At 67.9% G+C, this 11,244-nt stretch carries 11 protein-coding genes; 8 read left to right on the top strand and 3 right to left on the bottom strand.

The features are described from left to right. Positions 1–5: 5 nt before the first annotated feature. Entirely contained in the window at positions 6–335 is a 330-nt protein-coding gene (locus NY1_RS11775; RefSeq protein WP_067711106.1) for a hypothetical protein, read from the bottom strand. A gap of 181 nt (positions 336–516) precedes the next feature. Here NY1_RS11775 and NY1_RS11770 point away from each other — a divergent pair, with 181 nt between their 5' ends. The 8 genes from NY1_RS11770 to NY1_RS11735 all read left to right on the top strand — a co-directional run bounded on the left by NY1_RS11770 (position 517) and on the right by NY1_RS11735 (position 10,113). Then, positions 517–1,878 (top strand): sensor histidine kinase, encoded by a 1,362-nt coding sequence (locus NY1_RS11770; RefSeq protein ID WP_084534871.1) that lies wholly within the window; start codon positions 517–519, stop codon positions 1,876–1,878. Then, positions 1,875–2,561: a response regulator gene (locus NY1_RS11765; protein WP_067711104.1), complete on the top strand. Its 687-nt coding sequence runs from the start codon at positions 1,875–1,877 to the stop codon at positions 2,559–2,561. The genes NY1_RS11770 and NY1_RS11765 overlap by 4 nt, the downstream gene beginning before the upstream one ends. A gap of 56 nt (positions 2,562–2,617) precedes the next feature. Beyond that, positions 2,618–4,369, top strand: a complete 1,752-nt coding sequence (locus tag NY1_RS11760; RefSeq protein WP_067711102.1) for a serine/threonine-protein kinase — start codon at positions 2,618–2,620, stop codon at positions 4,367–4,369. Positions 4,370–4,412: 43 nt separating this feature from the next. Next, positions 4,413–5,315 (top strand): serine hydrolase, encoded by a 903-nt coding sequence (locus NY1_RS11755; RefSeq protein ID WP_233434290.1) that lies wholly within the window; start codon positions 4,413–4,415, stop codon positions 5,313–5,315. A 233-nt stretch (positions 5,316–5,548) separates the two neighbouring features. Beyond that, positions 5,549–6,442 (top strand): serine hydrolase, encoded by an 894-nt coding sequence (locus NY1_RS11750; protein WP_233434289.1) that lies wholly within the window; start codon positions 5,549–5,551, stop codon positions 6,440–6,442. 49 nt (positions 6,443–6,491) lie between these two features. After that, positions 6,492–7,523 carry an ATP-dependent 6-phosphofructokinase gene (locus NY1_RS11745; RefSeq protein ID WP_067711520.1) on the top strand — a complete coding sequence of 344 codons (1,032 nt, stop codon included), beginning with the start codon at positions 6,492–6,494 and terminating at the stop codon, positions 7,521–7,523. A 122-nt stretch (positions 7,524–7,645) separates the two neighbouring features. Then, on the top strand, positions 7,646–8,008 hold the full coding sequence (gene trxA, locus NY1_RS11740) for a thioredoxin (RefSeq protein ID WP_067711517.1): 363 nt from the start codon (positions 7,646–7,648) through the stop codon (positions 8,006–8,008). Between the two features lie 128 nt (positions 8,009–8,136). Continuing rightward, complete coding sequence (locus NY1_RS11735; protein WP_067711101.1) at positions 8,137–10,113, top strand: TerD family protein; 1,977 nt, start codon at positions 8,137–8,139, stop codon at positions 10,111–10,113. Here the strand turns inward: NY1_RS11735 and NY1_RS11730 are convergent, their stop codons facing one another. Together NY1_RS11730 and NY1_RS11725 are read right to left on the bottom strand one after the other, a co-directional pair. Continuing rightward, positions 10,114–10,314, bottom strand: a complete 201-nt coding sequence (locus NY1_RS11730) for a DUF397 domain-containing protein (protein WP_067711100.1) — start codon at positions 10,312–10,314, stop codon at positions 10,114–10,116. Then, positions 10,311–11,192, bottom strand: a complete 882-nt coding sequence (locus NY1_RS11725; RefSeq protein ID WP_067711098.1) for a helix-turn-helix domain-containing protein — start codon at positions 11,190–11,192, stop codon at positions 10,311–10,313. The genes NY1_RS11730 and NY1_RS11725 overlap by 4 nt, the downstream gene beginning before the upstream one ends. Positions 11,193–11,244 lie beyond the last annotated feature (52 nt).

Genomic DNA, 11,244 nt, shown 5'->3' with positions numbered 1-11,244 from the left:
TTGTGTCAGCTGGCCAGTGCGCGCGGGCGCGGCCGCCGGTACAGCTCGTCGGTACCGTACCGGTCCAGCACCGCGCGCAGCGCGGGCTGTTCGGCGGCCAGTTCGAGCCGCACCTGGTCCACCGACTTCCCCTGCGCCAGTGCGTGATCCAGTTTCACGGTCAGATGGTTCTCCCAGCGATGCCGCAGCGCGAGCAGCAGTCCGTCGACCCCGCCGAAGAGCCGGTCCAGCTCGGGCAGGTCGTGGAAGAGGTTGGGATCGGCGGGATTTCGCGCCGCCCGATCCAGTACGGTGTGCACGAGTTCGGTGCGAGCGTGCAGGTCTGCCCAGGTCATGGCCCCCTACCTTTCGTCGCGCATCCGATTTCGGTGCCGGATGCCGTTGCCCTGAACGCTACGGACGCCCGTGAGCCGTGTCGTCGTGCCGCGGACGCGACTCGAGCTCCTACCCCGGTAGGAGACCGCCCCCTGCCCGCGCACGATGTACGCCGTCATATCCGGCCACTAGCCTGACAGGATGGACGTGACAGACGCCACCCCGCAACCGGTAGGGCGCGCGTTGCGGAGATTGCACGAATGGGCGCTGGCCAGCGGCGCGCGCATCCAGCGGTTCGCGCGGCATCCGGTCGCGGAGTTCCGCACCAATGTGGAGCACTTCGGCTATCCGGTCCCGGTGGTGGCGGTATTCGACGTGGTGCTGCTGGTGATCGCGACGGTCGCGGTGGTGCAGCGCTACGACAGCGGCTATTGGCCGAGCCTGCTGCCGATCCTGGCCATGACGCTCACCTACATCACCGGGCCGCTGTACGCCTTCTTCGGGGTGTTGCCCAAACCGCTGATCATCGCGGTGCTGAACATGTCCGCGGCGGCGGTCTTCCTCTCGCAGCCGGTGCCCTCGGATTCCGCGCCGTTCGTGCTGATCATCGCGGTCGGCGAGGTCGCGGCGCTGACCACGCCGCTGGCCAGCATCCCGGTGGCGCTGGTGATGATCGCGGAGCTGGCGTTCTTCGAATCCATCGGGCATGTCGAGGAGGGCCTGCCGGTCTACGCCATCGCGGTCCTGTGCGGGTGGATGACCGGCCAGTTCATGAACTTCCAGCGCCGCTACCTGTATCAGGAGCGCGAGAACCAAGAGGTGCGGACCGCGGCGGCGGCCGACGAGGAACGCCGCCGGATCGCGCGCGAGGTGCACGACGTGATCGCGCATTCGCTGAGCATCACGCTGCTGCACGTGACCGCCGCCCGGCACGCCCTGCAGACCGACCGGGACGTGGACGAGGCGGTGGACGCGCTCACCGATGCCGAACGGCTGGGGCGGCAGGCCATGGCCGATATCCGGCGCACGGTCGGCCTGCTCGACCAGCGGCCCACGCTGCACAAACCCGAACCCGGACTGGACGATATCGCCGAACTGGTGGCCGATTTCGTGCGCGCGGGCATGGAGGTCGACTACCGGATGAGCGGCGACAGCTCGGCGGTGTCGGCGGGCATGGGCCTGGCGCTGTACCGGATCTGCCAGGAATCCCTCGCCAATATCGCCAAGCACGCCCCGGGCGCGTCGGCGCGGCTGCGAATCGCGCTGTGCGCCAAGGACATCACCGTCGAGATCGGCAATACGCTGCCGGCCGGCGCGGCGGTGCGCCCGGGCCGCGGCATGGGCATCGACGGCATGCGCCAGCGCACCGCCCTGCTCGGCGGCGATCTGCAGGCCGGGCCGGCCGACGACGGCTGGCGGGTGTACGCCCGCATCCCGATGCCCGGGCAGCTGTCCTGTATCGCCACCCAGGCCGAGGATTCGCTGCGCACCATGCTGCACAACATGACCCGTAAGACCCAGACCGACCCGGCCGGACCGGGCCAGCCGCAGGAGAGCATGTGACCGAGCGCCCCGACGAGGAACTCGTCGACGTACTGGTGGTCGACGATCAGGAACTGGTCCGGGGCGGATTGCGCCGAATCCTGCGCCGCCGTGACGGTTTCGTGGTGAGCGAATGCGCGGACGGGGACGAGGTGCCGGCCGCGCTCGCCGCGCACCGGCCGGACGTGGTGCTGATGGATCTGCGCATGAAACGCATCGGCGGGATCGAGGCGACGCGCACGCTGCGGGCCTTCCCGGACGCGCCGCCGGTGCTGGTGCTCACCACTTTCGATGACGACCAGCTGCTTTCGGGGGCACTGCGGGCGGGGGCGGCGGGCTTCATTCTCAAGGACTCCCCCGCCGAGGATCTGATCCGCGCCGTGCGCACGGTCGCGGGCGGCGGGTCCTGGCTCGATCCGTCGGTCACCCCGCGCGTGCTCACCGCATACCGGTCGGTACCGGCGCCCGCGGCGCCCAGCAAGTCCCGCCTATCGGAACTGACCGTGCGCGAACTCGAAGTGCTCGAACTCATCGGCCGGGGACGCGTGAATTCCGAGATCGCGCGCAGTCTGGGCATCTCCGAAGTAACGGTCAAGAGCCATGTGGGACATATCTTCGGAAAGCTCGGGTTACGGGACCGGGCCGCGGCGATCGTCTTTGCGTTTGACCACGGCGTGGTCGCACCCGGAGAATCCAGTCCATAGGGGCGGGCCGCGGACACCTTCGTCGCGACCCGACCGAGAGTTGGAGGTTTGACGGGGTGGATGCACCGCCATCGCGGGCCGGCGGCAGTTTCGGGCCGTACGAGCTGCGCTCGCTGCTGGGCAGGGGCGGCATGGGGGAGGTCTACGAGGCCTACGACACGGTCAAGGACCGGGTGGTAGCGCTCAAACTGCTGCCGTCGGATCTCGCGAAAGACCCCTCCTACCAGGAACGTTTCCGTCGCGAATCGCAGGCCGCGGCGCGCCTGGCCGAACCGCACATCATCCCGATCCACGACTGGGGCGAGATCGACGGTGTGCTCTACATCGATATGCGGCTGGTGCGCGGACAGGATCTGCGCTCGCTGCTGGACTATCAGGGGCCGATGTCGCCGCTGCGCGCGGTCGCGATCGTGGAGCAGATCGCGGCGGCGCTGGACGCCGCGCACTACTCCGGGCTGGTGCACCGGGATGTGAAACCCGCCAATATTCTTGTCACTGATGCGGATTTCGCATATCTGGCCGATTTCGGCATCGCGCGGGCCGAAGGGGACACCACCCTCACCATGACCGGGACCGCGGTCGGGTCCTACGCCTATATGGCGCCCGAGCGGTTCGACGCGGGGCCGGTGACCGGGCGGGCGGACATCTACTCGCTGGGGTGCGTGCTGCACGAATGCCTCACGGGGACCAAGCCGTTCCCGGCGGACAATATGAGCGTGCTGATCCGGGCGCATCTTTCGGATCCGCCACCACGGCCCAGTACCCAATTGCCTGGAATACCGACCGCTCTGGATTCAGTGGTGGCGCGGGCGCTCGCCAAGGATCCGAACACGCGCTTCCTGACCGCCGGGGAATTCGCCCGCGCGGCGCGGATGGCCTTGGCCGGCACCGCGGTTCCCGCCCCGCCCACCGAGATCCTGCCGCAGGGGCGCACGCTGCCGCCGACCGGATCGGGTTTCGCGCCCGTCGGCGGACCGGGCACGCCGAACGCGCCCGTGCAGAACTCGGATCCCACCGTGCGGCAACCCAATACCGGGACTTTCCGGGCGTACGTCACCGGCAGCTTCCCCGCCGCCGAAGCCGACGAACACCCCGCCACCTCCGACCTGCCGGTCATCGTGCCCGCGGATCCGACCGTGGTGCGGGTCAGTGATTTCCACTACACGCCGCTGCCCGCCGACGCGCAGCCGCAGCAGCCGGTCTGGGGCCATCAGCAGCGGGAATTCCCGTACGCGCCCGCGCCCGACCCGTCGCTGTACCCGACCTCGGAGCATCCGCGCGTCGATCCCGCCCCGCCGCGCTCGGCCTACCGGCCGCGCAAGTCGGCGGCGGTGCCCATCTCGATCGGCGTGCTGACCATCGCGGCGGCCGCCATCGCGGGTGCGATCGGCTGGCAAGTCCTCGACGGCTCCCGCAACGAACCATCGAATAATGCGGCTGATGCGACTGCGACACAACAGAATCCAGGCACGGTGAACATGCCGTCCCAGACCAAGGGCGGGACCACGACCACGTCCCCGGCGGCCACCACGGTGCAGCTGCCGGTGGGCGCTTCGCCGTGCTCGCCCGTTTATCCCTCGACCAACGGCTTCACCACCTCCGCGACCGGATCCACGGTCACCAGTTGTCCTTTCGCGGAGGAGGTGCGCCGGGCCTATGCCGCCGCAACTGGGAGCCAGGGCGGATCGGCAAGTAATGTGGTCGCGGTCAGCCCGGTTACCGGCCGGGCGTACACGATGAACTGCACGGCCGCCGGGAAATTGGTCACGTGCATCGGTGGCGAGAACGCGGTGGTGTATGTCTACTGATCCTAATGCGGCCTGTCGCAAGGCCATTGCTCGATGTTTTGCCGTGGCGACGCTGTTCGCGGTGACGGCGTGCAGCGTGCAGGTGAAGACCTCCTCGGGCGCACCGGCGGCCGAACCGGTGCCCGTGGTGCCGGTGTTAGCGGCGGATTCGCCCACCGGCCTGTCCATGATCGCGCCCGAACTGCCCGACCTGTTCGGTTTGCCGAAATCCATTGGCTTCACGGCGGATTTCTCGGAGTTGCAGTCCGGGCTGGACGGTCGGATCGGAATGGCGATCATGCCGGTCGGCGGCGGCGAGGTGACGCTGCTGGGCAATTGGAGCAGCGGCATCGCCTGGTCCACCATCAAGGTGCCGCTGGCGCTGGCGGCGCTGCGCCACGATCCGGACGGTATGCGGTCCATCGCCGAGGCGGCCATCACCTATTCGGACAATGATGCGGCGCAGGAGCTCTGGAACTCGCTCGGCACCGGCACCCAGGCCGCCGAGGCCGTGGAATCGGTGCTGCGCGAGGCCGGGGACGCCACCACCGATGTGGCCGCGCGCCACACCCGGCTCGCCGCACTGGATTCCGATGATCTGCTGGCCTTCGGCGCGACCGAGTGGTCGCTCACCGATCAGGTGAAGTTCGCGGCCAATCTGCCCTGCCTGCCGCGCGCCAATTCGGTCATCTCGCTGATGAGCGAGATCACGCCGAGCCAGAGCTGGGGCCTGGGCAAGCTGATCGGCGCGGAATTCAAGGGCGGCTGGGGACCCGACGACTACACCGGCAAGTACACGGTGCGTCAGTTCGGGCTGGTGCCCACGCTGGCCGGGCCGATCGCGGTGGCCATGGCGGCGGAACCGGAATCCGGCAGCTTCGACGACGCGACCGACATGATGGACAAGATGGCCGTACTGCTCGGCGATCACCTGTCCGACCTACGCAGCGGGCACTGCGGTCACTGACCGCGGGCCCGGCGGTCACCGTAGGGGCGGTGGCCATTAACAAGATCGGCGTGCGCGTCCATGAAATACCGGGACGCACACGCCGACTCGGGGGGACGGCCGTCAAAAGCGGCATTACGCACCGCGTTTGACCCGGTCGCCGCAACCCAGAACAATCCCTTGCGATTGACGGGTTTAGGTGTGTCCGCTAGGAACAGGGACTTACCGGTATCCGGGAAAATGGAGGTGACGGGGTGGACGGAGCGTTTGCGCACACCACGCGGCGATTATGGACGCGCCTGGTCGCGGGCGGTGCGGCGGCACTGCTGACGGGTGTGCTGACCGGCTGCGCCAGCAAGCCGGTACTGGTGCCGGAAACCACCTCGGTGGCGGGGACGAGCGGCGCCGCCGCACCGCTGGTCGCGGCCGTGCCCGGCAGTCTGGCCTGGGACTTCCTCAATGATCTGAAGCCGACGCTGAGCGGCAAGGTGGGACTGGCGCTGATGCCGGTCGGCGGGGATCGCGTAGTCGCCCTGGGCGATTGGACCACGGGGCCGGCCTGGTCGACCATGAAGGTACCGCTCACGCTGGCGGCGCTGCGCGCCAACTCCGGATATACCGGGGCGGCGGCCAATGCCATCACCTATTCGGACAATACGGCCGCGGATACGCTGTGGCAGTCGCTCGGCGGCGCGGATACCGCGGCCCAGACGGTGCAGGCGGTATTGCGCGAGGGCGGGGACGCCACCACCAAGGTGCCGTCGGTGCGCATCCGGTCGGATTACTCGGCGTTCGGGCAGGCCGACTGGTCGCTGTCGGATCAGCTGAAATTCGCGTCCCGGCTGCCCTGCCTGCCCGAATCGGACGCGGTCACCTCGCTGATGGGGAAGATCAGCTCCGGGCAGCGCTGGGGATTGGGCAATCTGGACAATGCGGAATTCAAGGGCGGGTGGGGGCCCGATACCTCCGGAAGTTACCTGGTCCGGCAATTCGGGCTCATTCCGGTGGAAGGCGGCGAATTGGCCATCGCCGTTGCCGCGCAGCCCAATTCCGGGTCCTTCGACGACGGCACCGCCATGCTCACCAAGGTGGCCGCGCTGATCAACGGGCATCTGGAGGAACTGCGCGGCGGCCACTGCGCCCACTAGCTCCGGGGGCGCGGCCCGCGAACGCGCGGGTTCGGGCATGATGGGGGCCATGCGCATCGGAGTCTTGACCGGAGGCGGAGACTGCCCAGGGCTGAACGCGGTGATTCGGGCCGTCGTTCGGACCGCGAACGGGCGCTGGGGGGATGCGATCGTCGGGTTCCAGGACGGGTGGCGCGGGCTACTCGAGGATCGCAAGATCCAGATCCTGAACAACGACCGCACCGACCGCCTGCTCACCAAGGGCGGGACCATTCTCGGCACCGCGCGCACCAATCCCGACGTGCTGCGCGCCGGGCTGCCCCGGATCAAGCAGACCCTCGACGACAACGGCATCGACGCGCTCATCCCGATCGGCGGCGAAGGCACCCTGACCGCGGCGTCCTGGCTGGCCGACGAGGGCGTGCCGGTGGTGGGCGTGCCCAAGACCATCGACAACGACATCGACTGCACCGACACCACCTTCGGCCACGACACCGCGGTCGCCATCGCCACCGAGGCCATCGACCGGCTGCACACCACGGCGGAATCCCATCAGCGCGTCATGCTGGTGGAGGTCATGGGCCGGCACGCGGGCTGGATCGCCATCAATTCCGGTATCGCCTCCGGCGCCCACCTCACCCTGGTCCCCGAGGTCCCGTTCGATGTGGACGAGGTCTGCGCCATGGTGAAACGCCGCTTCCAGCGCGGAGATTCGCACTTCATCTGTGTCGTCGCCGAAGGCGCCCACCCCGACCCCGCCTCCATGACCCTGCGCGACGGCGGCATCGACGAATTCGGCCACGTCCGCTTCACGGGCGTCGCCCAGCAGCTGGCTCCCGAGATCGAACGCCGTATCGGCAAGGAGGTCCGCGTGACGGTGCTCGGCCACGTGCAGCGCGGCGGAACGCCGACCCCCTACGACCGCGTGCTCGCCACCCGCTTCGGCGTCCACGCCGCCGAGGCCGTTCACGCCGGCAACTTCGGCCAAATGGTCGCGCTGCACGGCAACGACGTTGCGCTGGTCCCCCTCTCCGAGGCCACCAAGCAACTGAAACTGGTCCCCGCCGACCGCTACCGCGAGGCGGCGGCCTTCTTCGGCTGAGCGTGGCTGGCCCACAAGACAATTACGACAAATCGGCCCCCGCATCGAATGCGGGGGCCGATTCTCGTTCCCCTCGATTCACCCTTGCCTTGTCCCCGAGGACAATGTTTACCGTCGATCACATGCACACCGAGCACGCCACCCGCCCCGCCGAAATCACCCCGGTCACCGACGAATCCTTCACCCGCGAAGTCCTCGCCCACCCCGGCCCCGTCCTCGTCGACTTCTGGGCCACCTGGTGCCCGCCGTGCCGGATGATCGCCCCGGTGCTCGCCGCCCTCGCGCAGGAGCACGCGGACTGCCTGACCATCCGGAAACTCGATGTCGATCAGAACCCGCTCACCGCGAGCAAATACCGGATCCTGTCGATGCCGACCCTCATCGTCTTCCAGCACGGGGAGCCCATCCGCACCCTTGTCGGCGCCCGCCCCAAAACCAGACTGCTGAGCGAACTCCAGGACATTTTGTGCCATAAAAATTCCTGAGCCCGCAAACCAAAGGCACTGCATCGTAGTGTGATTCGACATCACCGGGGGTGCCGAACAGCGCGGGGGAACAGTCCGTACCCGTATTTGCCGGTGCATGTGATCGGCCGATACGGAAGGGTGCGAACGTGAATTCTCCGATGCTGTCCAAAGGGCAGAACATTCCATTGCCGGACGATGTGGTCCGCATCGACGTGGTGGTGGGATGGACCGAATCGGAGATCGAGGTCGACGCATCGGCGTTATTGCTGGGCGCCGATCGAAAAGTGCGGTCCGACAACGACCTGGTCTTCTACAACCAGCCGGAATCGGCGGACGGCTCGGTACGGATTCTGGGCACCAGCGTGATCGAGGAAGGCGCGCAGACCCGGATCTCGATCGACCTGTCGGCGGTGCCGGCGGATGTGCACACCATCGCGCTGGTGGGGAGTCTGAGCGCCGGGAGCTTCGGGGATCTGGGCAAGATCGCGTTCCGGGTGGTGGACGGCGCCGGGCAGTCGCTGGCCGAATACCTGACCGCCGATGCCACCAGTGAATCGGCCTTCCATTTCGGCGACGTCTACCGCCGCGGCGAGGAATGGAAGGTGCGCGCGGTCGGGCAGGGCTGGGACACCGGATTGGCCGGCCTGGCCAAGGATTTCGGCGTGTCCATCGACGACGACACGGCGGCGGCGAGCCCGGAGATCGTCGCGCCGGTGGAGCCCGCGCCGCAGGGCCAGGCCGCACCGGTCGCGCCCGCGCCGCGCACGCGTGGCGTCCGGACCACCAAGAAGGTGGTCAAGAAGGCCAAGCCGATCGAGTTCAAGTTCGCCGAGCACGACGGCTGGCAGACCGCGCGGCTGTTCTCGGTCATCGGGGTCGGCGCCGGCGAGGAGCAGGAGCGGCGGGCCACCTCGGCGCTGATCGCCACCATGCAGGCGGTCAAACCGTTCGCCCGCGCCCTGTGCGCTCGAATGGGCGCTCCGGCGGGGGCTTTCGAGGGCTACGTCGAAGTCCAATACGAGCGCGGCGATTCCAAGGTCATTCCCGACGGCGTGCTGAAGGTGGTGCGAGGCAGCCGGACCTGGACCGGGCTGTTGGAGGTCAAGACCGGGAACGGCAAGCTCCGCAAGGACCAGCTGGAGAACTACCTCGACGTGGCCCGGCGGAAGAAGTACGACGTGGTGGTCAGCCTGTCGAACGATATTCCGGCCGGGCCCGGGGAACTGCCGGTGGAGGTCGACCGGCGCAAACTCACCAAAGTCGCACTGCGGCATCTGTCCTGGGCGGAGGTCGCGCACGAAGCCCGGATGCTGCTCTCGCACGGCGGCATCGAGGACGATCTGCAAGCCTGGGTCTTGAGCGAGTTCCTGCGCTACCTCGACCATCCCAGATCGGGCGCCACCGAATTCGCCGATATGGGCCGGCACTGGGTCGCGGTGCGGGACGCGGTCACCGCGGGCACGCTGCGCGCCGGGGATCAGAAGGCCCTGGCGGTGGCCGATACCTGGATCTCGCTGGCCCGGCATCTCGCGTTGCGGGTGACGGCCGAGCTCGGGGTGACCGTCAATCATGTGCTGCCGCGCAAGTTCCGCAGCGATCCCGCCGCCCGCAATGCCGCCGTCGCCGAACGGCTGGCCGCGGACGGCAGTTTCGAGGCGGTGCTGCGGATTCCCGATACGGCGGGTGATCTGACCGTGGTCGCGGACGTGCGCACCAATACGATCCGCTGCCGCACCACCCTGGACGCGCCGAACGAAGGCACCTCCGCGCGCCGATTGTCCTGGCTGCTCAAGCAACTGGAACAGGCGCCCGGCGAGGTACGGGTGGAAGTGGTGTTCTCCGAACGCGGCAACGAGGCCTGCGAGCATCTGTCCGTGGCGCGCACCGACCCCAAGCTGCTGACCGCCGGGCGGGCCGGCGAAATCGTGTCTTTCGCGCTGGAACAGTCTTTTCCGATGGCCAAGGGCCGATCCGGCACCGCGGCCGGTTTCGTCGCGAGCGTGAAAACCGCGACCGACGCCTTCTACGGCGCGGTGGTGCAACCGCTGCGCGGCTGGGTGCCCGCCGCACCCAAACAGCCCGAAGGAGTTCCGGCCGAACCCGTACTCGCCGCCGATTCCTGATTACCGGTCGAAAGCGCCCGCTGCTACGGCGGTGGTGAAGCGATCCCATTCGGCGGGGGCGAAGTGCAGGCACGGGCCGGTGGGGTTTTTACTGTCGCGGATGCCTACACCGGTGGTGAGGAATGCTATTTCGACGCATTCCTTGGCGCCGGTGCTGTGGGCGCTTTTGAACCACCGGGCGCCGGCGGGGTCGACGTTCACGTCGCGTACTCCTTCGCTGCCTTTCGTAGGAGGTCTCTGCTGGCGGACTCGTCCAGGGCGCTGCGCTGGAGAGCCCGGTATGCCTCGAGATAGCGGTCCACCGACGCCTGCTTTTCCAGATACAGGTCGCCCAGGAAGTTCTCCAGGTACACCACGGTCGGTTCGACCGGTTTGCCGACGGTGTCCCGGCCGAAATCCAGAATCACGAAGGGTCCGACCGTATGTCCGGTCGGGACGCCCGCGGAGAAGGGTAGTACACGAACAGCGATCGTCGGCAGGGTCGACAGGTCCGCCACGCGGCGGAGTTGCGCGGACATGATGCGCGGACTGCCGACCAGCCTGCGAAGAGCGGTTTCGTGCACCACCAGGTCGAAGGTGGCGGGAGTGCGTTTGCGGGTCAAGAGGGATTGGCGGCGCAGCTTGAGCTGGACCCGGCGGTCCAGGGCGTCGGGTTCGGCATCCGGCCAGTAATCGCCGATCAGGACGCGGGCGTAGTCGGCGGTCTGCAGCAGGCCGGGGATCAGATCGGGCTGGTAGGTGATCAGCGCGCGGGCCGAAGCCTCCAGGCCGACATAGACATTGAAGCCGTCGGGCACCAGATCCTCGTATTCGTGCCACCAGGACTTGACGCTCGCCTGTTGCGCGAGGCCCGCCAGAGCGGTGGTGAACTCGTCGTCGAAGTCGTAGATACGGCACAGTTCCCGGATATCGAGCACCCGGATCTTCTCCGAATTACCGGTTTCCAGGCGCTGGAGTTTCGATTCACTCCATTCCATCAAGCCGGCCGCTTCGGCGATCGTCATATTGCATTGCATTCGGCCCTCGCGCAGATATCGCCCCAGTTGGCGGCGCGGCAGGGTGGAACCATGGTCGGACATCGAACTCTCCCCCACGAAGGCGGTTTTCGGTCGCTGTGAACGATGCTCCCAT

Origin of the sequence: Nocardia yamanashiensis NBRC 100130, from assembly GCF_001613325.1 — a bacterium.
GTDB classification, from domain to species: domain Bacteria; phylum Actinomycetota; class Actinomycetes; order Mycobacteriales; family Mycobacteriaceae; genus Nocardia; species Nocardia yamanashiensis.
The sequence above is the reverse complement of the archived record's forward strand: the minus strand, read 5'-3'. Positions and strand labels throughout refer to the sequence as shown.

Excerpts from the sequence above, each read along its gene's own strand:
- NY1_RS11775 (WP_067711106.1), bottom strand. The coding sequence starts at position 335 with ATGACCTGGGCAGACCTGCACGCTCGCACCGAACTCGTGCACACCGTA.
- trxA (WP_067711517.1), top strand. The coding sequence starts at position 7,646 with ATGCACACCGAGCACGCCACCCGCCCCGCCGAAATCACCCCGGTCACC.
- NY1_RS11770 (WP_084534871.1), top strand. The coding sequence starts at position 517 with ATGGACGTGACAGACGCCACCCCGCAACCGGTAGGGCGCGCGTTGCGG.
- NY1_RS11725 (WP_067711098.1), bottom strand. The coding sequence starts at position 11,192 with ATGTCCGACCATGGTTCCACCCTGCCGCGCCGCCAACTGGGGCGATAT.
- NY1_RS11745 (WP_067711520.1), top strand. The coding sequence starts at position 6,492 with ATGCGCATCGGAGTCTTGACCGGAGGCGGAGACTGCCCAGGGCTGAAC.